This window comes from Gracilibacillus sp. Marseille-QA3620, from assembly GCF_054950035.1.
In genome coordinates this window covers 227,555-244,224 of sequence record NZ_CM143102.1, presented here as the reverse complement: position 1 = coordinate 244,224, position 16,670 = coordinate 227,555, and the positions used below count along the sequence as shown (strand labels likewise).

Genomic DNA, 16,670 nt, shown 5'->3' with positions numbered 1-16,670 from the left:
AATAATGGCGCGCCCGAGAGGAGTCGAACCCCTAACCTTTTGATCCGTAGTCAAACGCTCTATCCAATTGAGCTACGGGCGCTTAATATACAATTGGTGCGGCCGAGAGGACTTGAACCTCCACGGGGTTAACCCCCACTAGGCCCTCAACCTAGCGCGTCTGCCATTCCGCCACGACCGCGTTAGTTATAAGTAACGCGACTTAATCTATTTTACTTGGTTACACCTAGTTATTCAAGTGGGAATAAATGGTGCGGGTGAAGGGAGTCGAACCCCCACGCCGTAAGGCGCCAGATCCTAAGTCTGGTGCGTCTGCCAATTCCGCCACACCCGCATTTATTCTTTTATTGAAAATGGTGAGCCATGAAGGACTCGAACCTTCGACCCTCTGATTAAAAGTCAGATGCTCTACCGACTGAGCTAATGGCTCTTATGGCTGGGCTAGCAGGATTCGAACCTACGCGTGACGGAGTCAAAGTCCGTTGCCTTACCGCTTGGCTATAGCCCATTAATGTTTTTTAAAAGCAACATTTTTATTATAATCACTTCTGACAAAAAGTCAAGTGTTTTTTTAATTTAAATGGCGGTCCGGACGGGACTCGAACCCGCGACCTCCTGCGTGACAGGCAGGCATTCTAACCAACTGAACTACCGGACCATATAATCTTATTAATTGCGGGGACAGGATTTGAACCTGCGACCTTCGGGTTATGAGCCCGACGAGCTACCAGACTGCTCCACCCCGCGACGATAAAAACGTACTACTTGAAAAGTCTGTGATGTTGAATGGTGACCCCTACGGGATTCGAACCCGTGTTACCGCCGTGAAAGGGCGGTGTCTTAACCGCTTGACCAAGGGGCCTTATATTATAGAAGTTTTCCGCCTGATGTTCTGGCGGAGAAGGAGGGATTTGAACCCTCGCGCCGGTTGCCCGACCTACACCCTTAGCAGGGGCGCCTCTTCAGCCTCTTGAGTACTTCCCCGTATCTTTTCAGAAACTTAAGTGCCTCAGTCGACTTTTTCTATTATAAAGACTGTTTGTTTCGATGTCAACACTTTTTTAAAAAAGTTTTTCATCAACAGCTCTTTAGTTGTTTCGGCTTTTTTAACGCCGCTCAAATAAGTTACCATGCGGGCAAGGGTTATGTCAATGACTTTTTTAAAATTATTTTACCGCGGCATTTTCCACATACATATTTCTTCGTATTCATCCGCCTTTTTCTTCTGTATTCCATACGGCAGGATTGGCATTCGTACACCCACTTAATCTTGTGTACAGTGGGTTTTGCACTTTGGAGAACCGAGCAGAATCGCGGCGATCCGGTTTCCCGGAGCAACCTTTTAAAATCTGCATCTCCATGCTTATACCCTCTTCCGAGCAAGTGAAGATGGTAATGACATAGCTCATGCTTGATAATCCCTTCAAGCTCTTTCATCCCGAGCTCATCGAGGTATTTGCGGTTGATTTCAATATTATGGCTGGAAAGCAAATAACGTCCGCCAGTCGTCCGAAGCCTTGCATTGAAAAGTGCTTTGTGAAGAAACGGCCTATGGAACTGTTTAATTGAGATATCTTCGACGAGCGCTTGTAATTCTTCTTCCGTCAACTCAGCTTCCCCCTTCAAATAGTATCAAACGAACCCAGTATAACATACACTAAACTATCTAATCGGCAAAGGAGGGTTCCTTTATGCCCCTTTGGCTGCAAAATCAAATCCAGCGTGCCTTTTATGAAAAAGATAGCAAGCAAATCCTATTATTGAATCAATGCTGGTATTTCTATAAGAAAAGCATTGCCTCAGAAAGCTAACAAGGCAATGCTTCTTTTATGATCAAGAGTTCGGTGCAATCATCGTTAGCGCAATACGCTCTTTTGGCACATCCACTTTCTCTACCCAGACAGTGACAACATCTCCTACTGCGACTACATCCATCGGATGCTTTACATAACTGTTTTTCAGCTTTGAAATGTGCACCAGTCCCGCTTGCTTTACGCCAATGTCCACGAAGGCTCCGAAATCTACAACGTTACGGACGGTTCCTTGGAGTTCCATCCCCGCTTTCAAGTCCTCAAGCTTAAGGACATCCTTCTTCAAGAGTGGAGCAGAAAGTTCATCACGCGGATCCCTGGCAGGACGCATTAAAGAGTCCAGGATATCCTGAAGTGTGATTTCACCGACTCCTAATTCCACTGACAGCGTACGAACATCAACATGCGCCAATGCCTTTCGCAGCTTTTCACTGCCTAGATCATCTGTTGATAGCCCCTGGCTTTTCAGCAGAGAGCGTACTGCCGCATAATTCTCAGGGTGAATAGCCGTCCGGTCCAATGGTTCTGCCCCATCCGGCACACGGAGGAATCCGATTGCCTGCTCATATGTCTTCGCTCCCAGACGAGGAATAGCCTTCAGTTCCTTCCGGTCCGTGAAAGCCCCTTCCTCTTCTCGCTTCTTCACAATATTTTGGGCAACTGTTTTTGAGAGGCCGGCGACGTATTGGAGAAGGGATGGTGATGCCGTGTTAACATTAACACCAACTTGGTTGACGGCTGTTTCTACGACAAAGGATAAAGATTCGTTCAATTTCTTCTCTGAAACATCATGCTGATATTGGCCAACACCGACTGATTTCGGATCGATTTTAACAAGCTCTGCCAGCGGGTCCTGCAGACGGCGGGCGATTGAAACGGCACTTCGCTCTTCTACTTGAAGTGAAGGGAACTCTTCTCTAGCAATATCTGAAGCTGAGTAGACACTCGCCCCGGCTTCATTGACGATTAAATAATAAATGTCTTTAGGCTGTCCCTTTAATGTATCGACGATAAATTGCTCAGTTTCACGTGAGGCTGTACCATTCCCAATCGCGACAAGCTCGATTTCATATTCTTTAAGAATCCGCAAAATCTTTTCCGTTGCTTCCTTTCTTTTTGAAACAGGCGGATGCGGATAGACAACTCCAATCTCCAGCATTTTTCCAGTTTGGTCAACAACGGCAAATTTACAACCTGTCCGGTAAGCGGGATCCACTCCCAGCACCATTTTTCCTTTAAGGGGCGGCTGAAGCAATAGGTTGCGAAGGTTCTCAGAGAAGATATGAATAGCTTGATCTTCCGCCTTATCGGTGAGCTCATTGCGAATCTCCCGTTCAATGGAAGGCTGGATGAGACGTTTATAGCCGTCTTCAATCGCTTCCTTCAAGAGATCTTCACATACTGTTTTTCCTTTGATCACTTGGCGTTCGATATAGCCGAGAATTCTATCTACGTCTGCTTTAACACTGACTCTTAGGACACCCTCCTTCTCTCCACGATTAAGGGCGAGGATACGGTGAGGGACAATCTTTCCAGCTGCTTCCTCGTAATCATAGTACATTTCAAAAATATTCTTCTCGTCTTTCTCCTCATCCTTCACGACTGATTTGATCATACCGTGTTTGTATGTATCATCCCGAATCCACTTCCGGAAGGCTGGGTTATCTGCGATTATCTCAGCAATGATATCTCTCGCCCCCACTAAGGCTTCCTCAGCGGATTCAACTCCTTTTTCGCTATCGATATAATGCGCCGCCTCCTTAAGCGGGCTGCCGGACACAGGGCCTGCGATAGCCCACTCAGCAAGCGGCTCAAGTCCTTTTTCCTTCGCGACAGTCGCCTTCGTACGGCGTTTTTGTTTATAAGGACGATATAGATCCTCTACCATTTGTAATTTCGTTGCTTGCACAATTTCCTTACGCAGCTCAGGCGTTAATTTTCCCTGTTCTTCAATAATACGCAGGACCTCTTCCTTGCGCTTCTCCAGATTGTCCAGGTATGTCCATTTCTCCGAGATTGTCCTAATCTGCACCTCATCGAGCGAGCCGGTCATTTCTTTACGGTAACGCGCAATGAAAGGAATGGTATTTCCTTCTTCCAGAAGCGTCAGTACATTAGCAGCCTGCTTTTCTTTGACGGAAGCCTGATTGGCTATTAGGCGAATTAGTTCCTCTTTGGATTTCATTCAATCTAACCTTTCTATTAGGGCTTTTCTCTTAATAGTACCACATTCCTTATACTGGAATCACAAGGGGAGTTCAGACAAAAAAAGAAGCCTCTTGTTTCATTCAAGTAGACTTCCGAATATAAATGTTATGTCATCTGAGGCAGCTGAATTCGTATGTTCCAGCTGCTTAGCTGATACTTCCAGGGATCCTGAGAGCCCGAAAAAGTTCTTTGTGCCCCTCATTTCAAACCCATCTGAATGAATCAAGAATCTCGAATTAGGTATATAGGAAAATTCCTGTGTATGAAAATGCTGCTTCCTCCCAGACATATAGCCTGTCACCGGAAGAGGGTAAACCAATTTGCCGCCATTTGGCGGATAAAGATAAAACCGGATATTCCCAACACAGCTGTAGCGGAATCTCTTCTCCTTGAAATAAACCTTAAAGATAGCAACTGCCGCTCCCCTCTTCTGAACGAGCACTCGGTTGCACCGATCCATTAATGAGTCCACATCTTCCTCATGGCAGTCACGAACTACATCAGTCACTGCGCGCGAGGATTCATGAGCAAATTCACCTGACCCTAGACCATCCGCCAATACACAAATGAAATAATCATCAGTTGCCAAGAAAAAGTAATCATCCCCACATAAGGCCTTGCCGTTCTTAGACGATTGAGCGGCAATTGCCTCAACCTTGCTATCCCGCAGGATTTCATGTTTCACTGAATATACTCCGAGTTCTCAGCGTTAATTGCTTCTTGCAGTTTCTTAATGGCTCTTCTCTGCAAGCGGGATACATGCATTTGCGAGATGCCAAGCCTGTCGCCAGCCTCTTTCTGACTTAAGTTCTCAAGGTACGTATATTGGATGATTTTCTTCTCCCGGTCACTTAGAACGTGCAAGACCTTCTCAAGCACCAAGCGTTGATTTACCTTTTCATACCCTTCATCTATGTTCCCGAAGATATCTAACAACGTCACGGTGCCTCCATCTGAGTCCGCTTCTATAGAATGGTCAACAGACAAGGCTTGATAGCTCTTGCTCATCTCCATTGCCTCAAGAACTTCTTCTTCAGAAACATCCAAGTATCTGGCGATCTCTTCTATCTTTGGAGAACGATGTAATGTTGAGGTTAGTTCTTCTACGGTTGTCTTAATCTTGGGGCCTAGTTCTTTAATTCTGCGCGGCACATGAACACTCCACGTCTTATCACGTAGAAAGCGTTTAATCTCCCCAATAATAGTCGGAACAGCGAATGCCTCAAAGCTTTTGCCAAAGGAATCATCATACCGGCGAATTGCCCCGAGCAGGCCAATCATGCCCACCTGAATGATATCCTCATGATAAGATTTCCCTTTGGAATATTTCCTTGCGATTGTTTCGACTAAACCTTGGTAATGGAGGACGAGTTGATTTTGTGCTTCCTGGTCTCCATTCTCTTGATATGCCTTAATCCACTGGGTGACTTGTTCCTTAGTTTGAGCTCTGATTTCTTCGTTAGTTTGAGATTGTCTCTGCATCACTCTCCACCTGCTCCCCCTCAAGAAACTTCGTCATGAACACTGTCACACCCTCATTCTGGTGTATTTTAACCTCATCCATGAGCGTCTCAATCAGATATAGACCCAATCCTCCTTCTCTTAGAAATTCCACAGACTGGTCTCTCTCGTATGGACCTAATCCTTGTCTTACTTCGTCAAAATTGCAGCTCTGTCCATTATCAACAACCATCACTTCCAAGCGATCTTCATAAAGGCCGAATCCGATCACTACTTCCCCTTCATTCTTACCTTTATAAGCATGTTGAACAGCATTTGTGCAAGCTTCACTTGTCGCAATCTTCAAATCTTCTATACTATCATAGGAAAATCCCATCCGACTGGCGATGCCTGACAGCGTCAATCGCATGATTCCGATAAATTCTGGTTTGGCCGGTAATTTCATCTCAATGTATTCATATGTCTCAGTCATTGTGCTCCACCCTCTGCATGGCTTTTTATATGGATAATATCAGCAAGTCCCGTGATTTCAAACAATCTATGCAAGCGTTCGGATAAACCGATGATCTTAAAATCACCATTATGTGCCCTGACGTTCTTAAACAAACCGACAAATACGCCCAGCCCCGTGCTGTCCATATAGGATACTTCTGATAAATCGACCACCATTACTACTTTGTCTTTATCAGAGAGCGGGAAAAGCTTCTCCCTTAAACGAGGTGCCGTATAGGCATCAATCTCCCCCTTCACGTATACACGAACTTCCGAATTTATATCTTGAACATCAATAGATATATTCATTAATTGACCCTCTCCTCAAAAAATATGTCTTTAGCGTTCTTATAAATACCCGTTTTTATCCAATCTAAAACTTACGTCGGATAATGATTAACGTAAAGTCATCACGCAGCTGAAAATGCTGCATTTTTTCAAGCTTCTTAAACAAATTATTTACAATGCACTGCGCATCAAGGTGGATTGATTTTTGGATAAGTTCAACCAATGTATCCCGCTCGATAAACCCTTCCTTTGTCCGGCATTCCGTTACGCCGTCCGAGAGCAGGATAATCATGTCGCCGACTTCGATTTTCCGCTCATATTGTTTGTATACCGTCCGTTTGTCCACCCCAAGCAGGAGCCCTCTTGCAGTCAGCTCCGTAAATTTATTTTCTTGATAATCATAGAAGAACCCTGGCTCATGTCCAGCTGATGCATATGTAAAGATATGATTAGAAGGGTCATATAACCCATAAAACATGGTAATAAACATACTGGGGTCCACATTTTGTTCAACCACTCTATTGATGCTCTCAAGTACACTTGCTGGGGATGTCCGGTGCTCCGGCAGGGAATCCATCGCATATTTAATCATGGACATACACAATGCTGCTGGAATCCCTTTCCCGATAATATCCGCAATCGCCACAGCAACCCGGTTATGTTCATCCTCTACAAAGTGAAAATAGTCACCGCTCATATGCTTGGCCGGCACACTGATTGCTCCGATATCGAGATTATCCACAACCGGAATATTTGTGCCAAGCAAAGTTTGCTGAACATTTGTCGCAATTTCCATTTCACTTTTCAGCTCGCGCTGCTGGTGCCTCAAGCTTTGGAGCTCACGGAAAGCAACGCCGTATTCAAGCATCACCTCAAGCAGGAAATCGAGTGAATTCATCGCATCGCTCGAAAGGTCAGGGAAGATTTGTTTCAGCGCATTTTGATGGATACTAATAATCTCTTCTGGTGATACGTCACTTTCCATGGCTGATTTGCTGATTTTCTGACCCAAATATAGAGCCTGTTCCGTCTGCTCTGCTAAGTACTTCGAGAGAGCATCTCGGTAATCTCTTTCCAAATACTCTCTTTTCGTCACGCATCTCCCCCCTATCGAATCCATTTGGTTGTCGTGATTTTCGTCCCAACTCCCACTTCTGAGTCAATATCAAATTCATCCATCAAACGCTTTACTCCAGGCAGCCCTGCACCTAGTCCGCCTGATGTGGTGTAGCCGTCCTCCATCACTTTTCTGATATCACTGATACCAGGACCTTTATCTTCTGCTATGATGCGCAAGCCTGTTCTGCCGTTATCCCATAGCTTCTCAATACAGATTTCCCCCTGGCCTGCATATAAATAAATGTTTCTCGCCAATTCACTGATCGTGGTGGTGATTCTCGCCTGGTCCACTGTGCCAAACCCTAACTCCTTGGCCACATTTCTCCCTACTTGCCGGGCAGCAACAATATCCCACTCATTTAATATTTTTACGTAGGATTGGGTACTCATCATGCTAGTCCCCCAGTTCCTTCTGTAATTTCTCCAATCCTTTTTCAAGGTCAATTGCCGTCATGACATCAGATAACGTAATGCCAAGCTCGACCAATGTGATGGCGACGGCCGGCTGTATGCCTGTAATCACCACTTTAGCACCCATCAGCTTCGACATATTAATGACATCCCCTAGAACCTTGGCAATGAACGAATCAATAATCTCGATTGACGTTAAATCGATCACGACCCCATTCGCATTGGTTTCATGGATCTTATGTAATAAATCCTCCTGGAATTGAAGAGCTGTCGCATCATCTAATTCCCATTGAATCGAGATTAGCAGGCAATCATGCAGCTTTAATATTGGAATTCTCATTGTCACTCCTCCGTAATCTCTATAATTTTTCTATTCGTAATCTGGAGTGCCGCTTCCACACCCTTTTTTAGTGTATTTTTTGTAATAATTTCATCTAAATTGATCCCTAAGTTAACAATTGTTTGAGCAATTTCCGGGCGAATCCCTACAAGCATACATTTCGCTCCGACGAGGCGTACAGCTTCAGCTGCTTGTATAATGTGATGCGCCACCATGGTGTCTACAACAGGCACTCCGGTAATATCAATCAATACAACCTCTGAACGGTGTCTAACAGCCCCGCTTAACAAATTCTCCATAATCTGTTTGGCTCGTTCTGTATCAATGGTGCCAATAAGAGGCATAACCGTAATTCCCTCAAAAACCGGAATAAGCGGTGCAGAGAGTTCCTGAAGCGCTATACGCTGCAGGGAAACGGTTCTTTCCCAAGTAGATGTATACACATTGATGATTTCATTATTCAACGGTGTGATCCATTCATCAAAGTCCAGGACAATCTCCAACTGGTTGTCCTTCGTCATTACGCCCTCTTTCACCATACCCTCTGTGACGACGATATTAAATAATTTCATCCCTTCATTTACAAAGGTGAGAGGCCAGCCAAGACGGATAATTTTCTCTGCGAAGTCTCCAAGCTTAGATTGGAATTCTTCGTTTGAGTCCGTAATATTGGATATCAGCACCTCAATGAACTCATTGCTTGTCCGAACAAATACCTGATCAGATACAACATTGATTACCCGTTCATCCGCATTTTCCTTCATCTTGTCAACCCAGCTCTGAAGGATGTCCCCTTTATGATCCTGTATATAATTCTGCACAAACTTATTCATTAGTTCCTCCTTAAAGTTATCTAATGCTTAACCTCTATGCCAATGACAATATTAATTCGATAATTACAAATGTTCTATATAACCACATTATAAACACTAGGATGAAAAATGGGAAATCAGAATGCGGGGGCTTCTTCTAGTCAAAAACATAATTATTTACCCTAAATTTTGAACCACATGCTTTTATTCCCGCTTTTTTTTCATTTACTCAAAAAATCCTTATTTTACATATAACAGTAATATTTAATCCAATTTTAGGCAAATAAAAAAGCCATCAAGATTATTCCCTTGATAGCTTTTTACTGCAGAACATAATTGACTGCTGAATATTCACTTTATAAGTCCACCAGACCAAGACTAATTTGAAGAGCATACACAACTTTTTTCATCATTTCATCGTCTAGCTGCGTAATCTTGTCAGTTAATCGTTGCTTATCAATTGTCCGAATTTGTTCGAGCAGAATAACAGAATCTCGTTCGAATCCATACTTCTCGGCATCAATTTCTACGTGGGTCGGCAGTTTCGCTTTTTGTATTTGAGCCGTAATTGCCGCAATGATTACGGTTGGGCTGAATCGATTCCCTATGTCATTTTGAATGACTAGGACAGGCCTGACTCCGCCTTGCTCAGATCCTACCACTGGAGACAAATCAGCGAAATATACATCACCACGTTTAACATTTAAACCCTTATTCACCGCTGACTAAACGCTCCACAGCATGTTCAGCTTCATATTCGGCCTGAAAGGCTTCAGCTGCCATAGTCAAGTTGATATTAGCCATCTCCATATATCCACGGCGCATAGATTCACGAAATTCCTTCTTCTTACGTTCTTGCAAGTACATCTTCGTTGCTTGATAAATAAATTCGCTTCGATTTACATTTTCTTCTCGCACGTATCCATCCAACTCACTTAGCAAATTTTGGGGCAAGCGTATTAGAATTTCTGTTGTTGCACTGGACTCAGACACAGGCAAACACCTCCACCATCACTACAAACCACTTTAGTCCTTTTTTTATATCTTAACATCAATACCACCTCAAAGAAAGGTGTCTAGTACATTTCTTTCTTATTATGAAGCTAATTCCCCGCAGTTTATACGGATTTTATTCAAAAATGTGTTGAAAAATCATTTACGAAATAACATATTGACAATTTCGACTGCCTTTCCGCCTGCTTTATAGACTCTTGGAATACGGCTTGAAAGCTGGCATGTTATTTCATAATTGATGGTCTCAAGCTTCTCTGCAAGCTCATCCGCTGTAATGGCTTCATTACCATCCGTCCCAATCAATGTTACGACTGCATCCTCTTCAACAGGTTCATCGAGCTTCACCATACATTGGTCCATGCATATTCTTCCTACAATCGGCGCTTTCTTGCCTTTAATCAGTACATTTTGTCCTGAAAGCTTGCGAATCCACCCATCTGCATAGCCGATTGGCAGTGTGGCGATCCACTCCTCACCCTTTGCTTCATAGGTGCCTCCGTAGCTGACCGTGTCACCCTCATGGATTTGCTTCACTTGCTTGACCTTTGTATAGAGAGACAGGGCAGGCTTAAGATTAACTGGAAGCTCATCCTTGATTTCCGGCGATGGGCTCAGTCCATACATAGCAATGCCAACCCGAACCATATTGAAATAGGCCTCAGGCATCCTCATCGAAGCGGCACTGTTGCTCGTATGAATCATCGGCGGAAGAGTGTCCATACTATGAAGAATGGAGATGAATTTTGTAAGCTGATTTTGCGAATGGTCCAGTTCTATTTCATCTGCTTTGGCAAAGTGAGTGAAAACACCTTCTACCTGTATTTTATTTTGATTCTGTAAAATATATTCAAGATCTTTCATTTCTTCTTTGGTGCGTATGCCGAGTCTGCTCATCCCTGTGTCGACCTTAATATGAATATATAAGGGACGCTCGCTGCCATCAAGAACCTTGAGCGCTTCCTCGACATAGGACTTGCTGTGCACATTTACACGGATGCCATACTTTGCAGCTATAGGAGCATCACTCGGACGCGTCGAACCGAGGACAAGAATCGGTACCTCTACCCCAAGCTCACGGAGACGGATTCCCTCATCCAAAAAGGCCACAGCCAAAGAAGTCGCACCTGCACCAAGGGCGGCTTTGGCCACTTGAATATCGCCATGTCCATAAGCATTTGCCTTTACGACTGCCATTATAGAAGTCTCCTCCGGCAATAGTCCCTTAATTGCTTTTATGTTCTCTTGAACGTGGTCTAGATTCACTTCAGCCCATGTATCACGGTAAAATTGGTTGCTCATCATGATTGCTGTACCTTCCTTTTGAAGTTCTGTGTTTTCATTATTCTCCTATTTCAAACGATAGTCAATCTTTCATAGGCAAAATAAAAGGCCCGCATATGCGCGGACCTATCTCATGATGATTATTTCTCTCCAACTGGCGCCACTGATTTGGCCACCATCAGTAATTCATCCATGGTCAGGTTCTTGCCTGCCAGCATGAAATCTGTTCCTTCATAGGACCAGGAGATAGAATTGTCTGTCATGTAACCAACTGTAAAGCCAAGGTCTATCGGCTCGCCTGTTACCGTCGTCACGGCTGCTTCTGTCACAACTTTGGAATTATTTTCAATCAAGGTATATTCCTTTTCTTTCCCAGCATAGGTGAGAACAGCCTTTTGTCCCTCATCCGTTTCAATCATCTTCTCACCCGCCAATACGACTCCATCAATCTCAGCTGTTGGATATTGAACCTCAAGATCAACATCCTCCTCAGTTGTCATGACCGGAACTTCCAGCTGGGCACCTGTCATATTCTTGCTGACGTCAAAGGCACCTTTTTCATAATCCGGATTGAAGGTCGTTTTCTCAAAGCTTACTTCTACAAGTGTATTGCGGTCCGAATCCATCACTGCAACACGCTTAGGCGCTAGAGTCTTCTTATCAAATTCCACGATCTGCAAAGGAAGCATCTTATTATTCTGATAGCGGGTCTTCGATTCAAATACATAGCTATCATCTGTTGTCTTAAAGGTCGCATCCTTATCATCGCTCACATCCATGATAAGAGATTCATATAAGTACGCTTGGGAACTGTTCTTCGGCCATTCACTTTGGAAGCGGAAGCTCTTATTAAGTGCCGGCGTCAAAACAAATACCCCTTCCTTATTACGCAAAATAATTTGACTTTGGTCCTTCTGGGCATTCTTCAAATTAACTCGGTAATTAGAAGGAGCCTCATACCAGACCTCTACATCATACTCCTGCGGCTCTGAACCCATCTTAAGCGTCATTTTCGCATCAGCCTTGTACCCTTTTATCTCAGACATCTTTTTCTCGAGTGCATCGACCACATCTGTTTGTGATTTCTGACCACAGCCCGCCAATGCAAACATCAAACACAATGCAAACATCAGCACTAGTAACCTCCTCAAAGCTTCTCATCCCCTTTTTACATTAGTAAGTAAAAGGGAGAGGATAAGGCACAAACACGCCATCAGCACGACCTTAAACAGCAAACTCTATTACTCTCTTACTGTCTGACATTACATCAATCGGCGCATGGGAATGAATGAGGCCTTGTCTCTCCTATTCGCTAATTGAATATATGAGAGAGCCCGTCTAATTATGTACCTTCCCATTGAATTTCTATCTTGACCTATCCTCGAGAATGACCTGAGCAGCCGCATACTCACTCGTATGCGTGATGCTAAGATGAACAGCATAGGAGAGGCAATGCCGAATGATTGGTTTTCCGCTTTTTTCTTGTATAATGGAAATATCCTGAAACGAGAGCTCCTTGCCTATCCCTGTGCCGACAGCTTTTGAAAAGGCCTCCTTAGCGGAGAATCTACCGGCAAACCACTCAATTCTCCTCCGCTCGCCTAAGCTCTCAAAGATCTCCATTTCTTCAGGAGTCAAAATTCGGCTCGCAAACTTCGGCTTGCGCTCAAGCAAATCACGCACCCTGTCCAACTCCACTATATCCAACCCTATTCCTTGTATCATGAATCGCCCGCCTTTTATTCAAAATATTTATTCGATAGGATGATGCCTATGTTCACTAGATCAGAAAGCTTTTCACAATTTATACGCTTCTACCCAGCCGTAAGCCTTATCGCTGCTATCTGCGCCATTCTATTTGCGGCAACTGCCCTGCCTATTCTGCCTAGCATTGATATCTTTACCTCTCTCAGCGGTGTCAACTTTCTCATCAGCGAGGGAGAATACTGGCGGCTGGTTACACCGATTTTCATGCATGCCAACTTTCCGCACATCCTCTTTAATCTCTTTACCTTAATCATCATTGGCCCCGGAATTGAGTCCCTGGCCGGAACAGCGCGCTTCAGCCTGCTCTTCTTGCTGTCCGGCATCCTGGCCAATGTCATTACTTTACTGACAATGCCAGCTATGTATGTCCATGTGGGAGCAAGCGGCGCCATCTTCGGACTATTTGGCTGCTATGCCTATATCTTATTATATAAGAAACATCTGATGACCCGCCAAAATTCACAGACCATTCTAGCCTTAATTGTTCTTTCGGTCGTCCTATCCTTCATGCAGACATCTGTAAACTTGGTCGGCCATATTGGCGGACTGGCAGCCGGATTCCTTCTCGCTCCTCTATTTTTGAACAGGAAATAATCACAGCAGGCTGACGTTGAAGCACGCTCCTTTTACTTGCTTAAACCCAGGAGTATGCTTCAGCTCTTCTGCCATACGGAACACAGCAGCATCCTTCAGCTTCGCCTCAAGCATAACATCAATCTGTTCGGCAGCCCTCTTGTTTCCCTTCATGAGCTCAACAATTTCAGAAACCTCCACATAATCAGCATGTGCCTTTGGATTTTTCGCATCCTTCGGTGAGGATAAATGAACCTTTACCGGGAGCGGAGAATGCCCCCATGTTTCAGCAATCCTCTCCCACTTTTCTTCAAACTCACCTTGCGGATTCATTTTATGATGATGCAGGTCAAATACAAAGGGTATCCCTAATTTTTCACATAAATATAAAACATCATCTGCACCGAAAAGGGTATCATCGTTCTCTAAGATAATCATTTCCTGAATCGGCGCCGGCACATGCGCCCAGTTCAAAATGAATTGCTCCAGAGCCTGCTCCTTATCATTATAACCCCCGCCGACATGGAGCACACATCGATGCTTTGGGAATATACCAAACGCCTTCAGCATCCTGTAATGGAAGGTTAACGCCTTGATGGAGGACCTCAGCACCTCCTTGTCCTGACTATTGAGTACGATAAAATGGTCTGGATGGAAATCTACTCTCATGTAAGGATGCTCAATTAAGTACTGCTTAATCTCAGCGGCCTCTTGTTTTAACGCATTCATATACGGCCAATCCGCTAGGTCTGGATGGTCGGCCAACGGAACAAGCTTAGAGGAAAAGCGGAAAAACTCTATCCCACTTGCTTCATTATGCTTCAGTAAACGTAAGCAATTATGAAGGTTCGATTGTGCAATTCGTTCAAGCTTCCTTACAGCTGCCTCACGGTCTTTCAGCTTACTGAACTGAGCATAGGTCATTGTCTGTGACGGGGAAGCATTTTGCAGCTCCACGCTCATCGCCACATATCCTAATCGAATATAAGTCATTTTAAACACCATCTCCTTGCCCTTAGTATGAGCAAGGATTTTTTTGTTTATGAGAGACCTACTGAAACACTCCTTACATTCATACAACTTGGATTTTCGCCCTTACCCTCAACACATCGCCCATACATCAACCTCTCCGCCCTTAAATGAGATGTTTTCGCCCTTAACTCCCTTTGTTTCGCCCTTAAAACATGAAATCAGCCTTTACTCTCTTCAAAAGTGAGCTTCCTTCATCCTTTAAAAGTTAAAAGGCCCAAGCTGACAGGCATTTTGAAGTAAATTTGCCTGTTTTCATCTTAATTCCTTTCAAAATTTCTTCCATTACGCCAATTTTGGTAAGGCAGCTGACTTAGGAAGCATTCGTACCCTGAACTCCTCACCCATATCTGCAGACGACACAGAACACTGAAGGCGATATCCCTCATTACACCCTTCTCAATTCTCACCTCACGAAGCTTCTACAACCTGAATGCATAAAAAAGCCAGCCCCTATTTGGGCTGGCTTATGTCAATCAATCGATTGATTATTTGCTTTGGTTCTTTGGTTTGGAGTTGCTGTAAGACTTTCTGCGTCCGCCTTGATTATTGCCGCCGCTGCGTCTTCTGTCTCCAGAGCGTCCGTCGCGATTGTACGGACGTTTGCCGCCTCCGCCTTTTCCTTTGTAGGAGCTTTCTTTGCGGAATGGCAACGGTCTTTCTTCAGTGATCGTTACAGGTTTCTCATCCGGCTCTTTAACGAATAATTTCAATGCTGCTGCTACTAGGTCTTCAGCGGTTTGATCTTCAAGCATTTCCTTCGCAAGTGGAAGGTATGCAGTCAGATCTTCAGAGGAAGCTACATTATAAAGCTTCTCTTTAGCTGTTCTTTGTTGACCTTCAAGAGCATCTGTTACTGTTGGTGCTTTCATGCGCTCCATTTTCTTCTTCGTTGTGCGTTCAACGACTTCAAGATAGGACATTTCACGCGGTGTGACGAATGTAATCGCCATACCTTCTTTACCGGCACGTCCTGTACGGCCGATACGGTGAACATAGCTTTCTGGGTCTTGTGGAATATCAAAGTTGTATACATGAGTAACGCCTGAGATATCAAGACCGCGGGCAGCAACGTCTGTTGCAACCAATACGTCAATTGTGCCTTCTTTGAATTTGCGAAGAACAGACATACGGCGTGCTTGAGTCAAGTCACCATGGATTCCTTCAGCAGTATAGCCGCGAACAGTCAGTGCTTCTGCAAGTTCGTCAACACGGCGTTTTGTACGTCCGAAAACGATAGCCAATTCTGGTGTATGAATGTCGATAAGACGTGTTAATGTATCGAATTTCTCTCTTTCAGGAACACGTACATAGTATTGGCTGATTGCCGGTACAGTCATTTCTCTTGCTTTTACACGAACAGTTTTTGGTTCATGCATGAATCTTTCGGCAATACGACGGATTGGATCCGGCATTGTCGCAGAGAATAACAAGGTTTGGTGATCATCAGGCACAGAAGACAAAATGGATTCGATATCCTCGATGAAGCCCATGTTCAACATTTCATCCGCTTCATCAAGAACGACTGTATGAACATTGTTCAAACGAATCGTTTTTCTGTTGATATGGTCAAGAAGGCGTCCAGGTGTACCAACGATGATATGCGGGCGTTTTTTCAACGCACGGATTTGGCGAGAAATATCTTGTCCGCCATATACTGCAAGGACGCGGGAGCGATTGCCTGCTCCAATTTTGTAAAGCTCTTCTGAAACCTGGATTGCCAGCTCACGTGTTGGAGCAATAATCAAACCTTGGATTTCGTCTTTCTTTACATCAATTTTTTCAATCATCGGAATTCCGAAAGCAGCTGTTTTACCAGTTCCTGTTTGAGCCTGTCCAATTAGATCTCCGCCCTCTAATGCGAGAGGAATCGTCTCAGATTGGATTGGAGTTGCTTCTTCAAACCCCATTTTTTCTACTGCTCGTAATGTGTTGCGGCTAATTCCTAATTCACTAAATAATGCCATTAATTTTTCTACCCCTTTTTCAAATAGGTGTTTTTAACAATTGCTTCAATATATTTTTCATTCCTGTCTAACAGGATTAGGTGTCAGTTCAATATTC

At 44.1% G+C, this 16,670-nt stretch carries 19 protein-coding genes and 9 tRNA genes; 2 read left to right on the top strand and 26 right to left on the bottom strand.

What is annotated here, in order from left to right:
• Window positions 1–5 precede the first annotated feature (5 nt).
• The 10 genes from ACY8DX_RS01380 to ACY8DX_RS01335 all read right to left on the bottom strand — a co-directional run bounded on the left by ACY8DX_RS01380 (window position 6) and on the right by ACY8DX_RS01335 (window position 1,608).
• A tRNA-Arg gene (locus tag ACY8DX_RS01380) sits at window positions 6–82 on the bottom strand.
• A 12-nt stretch (window positions 83–94) separates the two neighbouring features.
• Window positions 95–181: transfer RNA gene (locus tag ACY8DX_RS01375), tRNA-Leu, on the bottom strand.
• A gap of 68 nt (window positions 182–249) precedes the next feature.
• Window positions 250–334 (bottom strand) — tRNA-Leu (locus ACY8DX_RS01370).
• A 20-nt stretch (window positions 335–354) separates the two neighbouring features.
• Window positions 355–430: transfer RNA gene (locus ACY8DX_RS01365), tRNA-Lys, on the bottom strand.
• A gap of 3 nt (window positions 431–433) precedes the next feature.
• Window positions 434–508: transfer RNA gene (locus ACY8DX_RS01360), tRNA-Gln, on the bottom strand.
• Window positions 509–581: 73 nt separating this feature from the next.
• Window positions 582–658: transfer RNA gene (locus tag ACY8DX_RS01355), tRNA-Asp, on the bottom strand.
• 15 nt (window positions 659–673) lie between these two features.
• A tRNA-Met gene (locus ACY8DX_RS01350) sits at window positions 674–747 on the bottom strand.
• A gap of 40 nt (window positions 748–787) precedes the next feature.
• Window positions 788–862: transfer RNA gene (locus ACY8DX_RS01345), tRNA-Glu, on the bottom strand.
• Window positions 863–893: 31 nt separating this feature from the next.
• Window positions 894–984, bottom strand: a tRNA-Ser gene (locus tag ACY8DX_RS01340).
• A gap of 159 nt (window positions 985–1,143) precedes the next feature.
• A complete protein-coding gene (locus tag ACY8DX_RS01335) occupies window positions 1,144–1,608 on the bottom strand; it encodes a SprT family protein (RefSeq protein WP_439802451.1) in 465 nt (154 codons plus the stop codon).
• A gap of 83 nt (window positions 1,609–1,691) precedes the next feature.
• On the opposite strand from ACY8DX_RS01335, the gene cmpA reads away from it, so the two are divergent.
• Complete coding sequence (gene cmpA, locus ACY8DX_RS01330) at window positions 1,692–1,811, top strand: cortex morphogenetic protein CmpA (RefSeq protein ID WP_156185668.1); 120 nt, start codon at window positions 1,692–1,694, stop codon at window positions 1,809–1,811.
• A 22-nt stretch (window positions 1,812–1,833) separates the two neighbouring features.
• Here the strand turns inward: cmpA and ACY8DX_RS01325 are convergent, their stop codons facing one another.
• The 14 genes from ACY8DX_RS01325 to acpS form a co-directional block, all read right to left on the bottom strand.
• The gene (locus ACY8DX_RS01325) at window positions 1,834–3,996 is read right to left on the bottom strand and encodes a Tex family protein (RefSeq protein ID WP_439802450.1); all 2,163 of its coding nucleotides are present in this window, start codon (window positions 3,994–3,996) and stop codon (window positions 1,834–1,836) included.
• A gap of 99 nt (window positions 3,997–4,095) precedes the next feature.
• Complete coding sequence (locus tag ACY8DX_RS01320) at window positions 4,096–4,704, bottom strand: PP2C family serine/threonine-protein phosphatase (protein ID WP_049672439.1); 609 nt, start codon at window positions 4,702–4,704, stop codon at window positions 4,096–4,098.
• Complete coding sequence (gene sigB, locus ACY8DX_RS01315) at window positions 4,701–5,501, bottom strand: RNA polymerase sigma factor SigB (RefSeq protein WP_049672440.1); 801 nt, start codon at window positions 5,499–5,501, stop codon at window positions 4,701–4,703. The genes ACY8DX_RS01320 and sigB overlap by 4 nt, the downstream gene beginning before the upstream one ends.
• Window positions 5,479–5,952: an anti-sigma B factor RsbW gene (rsbW, locus tag ACY8DX_RS01310; RefSeq protein WP_049672441.1), complete on the bottom strand. Its 474-nt coding sequence runs from the start codon at window positions 5,950–5,952 to the stop codon at window positions 5,479–5,481. The genes sigB and rsbW overlap by 23 nt, the downstream gene beginning before the upstream one ends.
• On the bottom strand, window positions 5,949–6,281 hold the full coding sequence (locus tag ACY8DX_RS01305; RefSeq protein ID WP_049672442.1) for an anti-sigma factor antagonist: 333 nt from the start codon (window positions 6,279–6,281) through the stop codon (window positions 5,949–5,951). The genes rsbW and ACY8DX_RS01305 overlap by 4 nt, the downstream gene beginning before the upstream one ends.
• Window positions 6,282–6,345: 64 nt before the next feature.
• A complete protein-coding gene (locus ACY8DX_RS01300) occupies window positions 6,346–7,356 on the bottom strand; it encodes a PP2C family protein-serine/threonine phosphatase (RefSeq protein WP_049672443.1) in 1,011 nt (336 codons plus the stop codon).
• 11 nt (window positions 7,357–7,367) lie between these two features.
• Window positions 7,368–7,769: an anti-sigma regulatory factor gene (locus ACY8DX_RS01295; protein ID WP_049673079.1), complete on the bottom strand. Its 402-nt coding sequence runs from the start codon at window positions 7,767–7,769 to the stop codon at window positions 7,368–7,370.
• 4 nt (window positions 7,770–7,773) lie between these two features.
• A complete protein-coding gene (locus ACY8DX_RS01290; protein WP_049672444.1) occupies window positions 7,774–8,130 on the bottom strand; it encodes an STAS domain-containing protein in 357 nt (118 codons plus the stop codon).
• Window positions 8,131–8,132: 2 nt separating this feature from the next.
• The gene (locus ACY8DX_RS01285) at window positions 8,133–8,963 is read right to left on the bottom strand and encodes an RsbT co-antagonist protein RsbRA (RefSeq protein ID WP_049672445.1); all 831 of its coding nucleotides are present in this window, start codon (window positions 8,961–8,963) and stop codon (window positions 8,133–8,135) included.
• Window positions 8,964–9,298: 335 nt separating this feature from the next.
• Entirely contained in the window at window positions 9,299–9,661 is a 363-nt protein-coding gene (locus ACY8DX_RS01280; protein WP_049672446.1) for a type II toxin-antitoxin system PemK/MazF family toxin, read from the bottom strand.
• Window positions 9,654–9,935 carry a CopG family ribbon-helix-helix protein gene (locus ACY8DX_RS01275; protein WP_049672447.1) on the bottom strand — a complete coding sequence of 94 codons (282 nt, stop codon included), beginning with the start codon at window positions 9,933–9,935 and terminating at the stop codon, window positions 9,654–9,656. The genes ACY8DX_RS01280 and ACY8DX_RS01275 overlap by 8 nt, the downstream gene beginning before the upstream one ends.
• Before the next feature lie 159 nt (window positions 9,936–10,094).
• A complete protein-coding gene (gene alr / locus ACY8DX_RS01270) occupies window positions 10,095–11,258 on the bottom strand; it encodes an alanine racemase (RefSeq protein WP_462406066.1) in 1,164 nt (387 codons plus the stop codon).
• Window positions 11,259–11,377: 119 nt separating this feature from the next.
• Window positions 11,378–12,367, bottom strand: coding sequence for a LolA family protein (locus ACY8DX_RS01265; RefSeq protein ID WP_049672448.1), 990 nt, complete (start codon window positions 12,365–12,367; stop codon window positions 11,378–11,380).
• 235 nt (window positions 12,368–12,602) lie between these two features.
• Complete coding sequence (acpS, locus tag ACY8DX_RS01260; protein ID WP_462406065.1) at window positions 12,603–12,962, bottom strand: holo-ACP synthase; 360 nt, start codon at window positions 12,960–12,962, stop codon at window positions 12,603–12,605.
• A 48-nt stretch (window positions 12,963–13,010) separates the two neighbouring features.
• Between acpS and ACY8DX_RS01255 the strand changes: the two genes are divergently transcribed.
• Window positions 13,011–13,598: a rhomboid family intramembrane serine protease gene (locus ACY8DX_RS01255; RefSeq protein ID WP_439802446.1), complete on the top strand. Its 588-nt coding sequence runs from the start codon at window positions 13,011–13,013 to the stop codon at window positions 13,596–13,598.
• Here ACY8DX_RS01255 and uvsE read toward each other — a convergent pair whose 3' ends face one another.
• On the bottom strand, window positions 13,599–14,570 hold the full coding sequence (gene uvsE, locus ACY8DX_RS01250) for a UV DNA damage repair endonuclease UvsE (RefSeq protein WP_439802445.1): 972 nt from the start codon (window positions 14,568–14,570) through the stop codon (window positions 13,599–13,601).
• A gap of 524 nt (window positions 14,571–15,094) precedes the next feature.
• A complete protein-coding gene (locus ACY8DX_RS01245; RefSeq protein ID WP_049672452.1) occupies window positions 15,095–16,573 on the bottom strand; it encodes a degradosome RNA helicase CshA in 1,479 nt (492 codons plus the stop codon).
• Window positions 16,574–16,670 lie beyond the last annotated feature (97 nt).

Bases quoted from the DNA above. Each gene is read 5' to 3' on its own strand.
- cmpA (WP_156185668.1), top strand. From the start codon at position 1,692: ATGCCCCTTTGGCTGCAAAATCAAATCCAGCGTGCCTTTTATGAAAAA.
- ACY8DX_RS01325 (WP_439802450.1), bottom strand. From the start codon at position 3,996: ATGAAATCCAAAGAGGAACTAATTCGCCTAATAGCCAATCAGGCTTCC.
- sigB (WP_049672440.1), bottom strand. From the start codon at position 5,501: ATGCAGAGACAATCTCAAACTAACGAAGAAATCAGAGCTCAAACTAAG.
- rsbW (WP_049672441.1), bottom strand. From the start codon at position 5,952: ATGACTGAGACATATGAATACATTGAGATGAAATTACCGGCCAAACCA.
- ACY8DX_RS01305 (WP_049672442.1), bottom strand. From the start codon at position 6,281: ATGAATATATCTATTGATGTTCAAGATATAAATTCGGAAGTTCGTGTA.
- ACY8DX_RS01295 (WP_049673079.1), bottom strand. From the start codon at position 7,769: ATGAGTACCCAATCCTACGTAAAAATATTAAATGAGTGGGATATTGTT.
- ACY8DX_RS01290 (WP_049672444.1), bottom strand. From the start codon at position 8,130: ATGAGAATTCCAATATTAAAGCTGCATGATTGCCTGCTAATCTCGATT.
- ACY8DX_RS01285 (WP_049672445.1), bottom strand. From the start codon at position 8,963: ATGAATAAGTTTGTGCAGAATTATATACAGGATCATAAAGGGGACATC.
- alr (WP_462406066.1), bottom strand. From the start codon at position 11,258: ATGATGAGCAACCAATTTTACCGTGATACATGGGCTGAAGTGAATCTA.
- ACY8DX_RS01265 (WP_049672448.1), bottom strand. From the start codon at position 12,367: ATGTTTGCATTGTGTTTGATGTTTGCATTGGCGGGCTGTGGTCAGAAA.
- acpS (WP_462406065.1), bottom strand. From the start codon at position 12,962: ATGATACAAGGAATAGGGTTGGATATAGTGGAGTTGGACAGGGTGCGT.
- ACY8DX_RS01255 (WP_439802446.1), top strand. From the start codon at position 13,011: ATGTTCACTAGATCAGAAAGCTTTTCACAATTTATACGCTTCTACCCA.
- uvsE (WP_439802445.1), bottom strand. From the start codon at position 14,570: ATGACTTATATTCGATTAGGATATGTGGCGATGAGCGTGGAGCTGCAA.
- ACY8DX_RS01245 (WP_049672452.1), bottom strand. From the start codon at position 16,573: ATGGCATTATTTAGTGAATTAGGAATTAGCCGCAACACATTACGAGCA.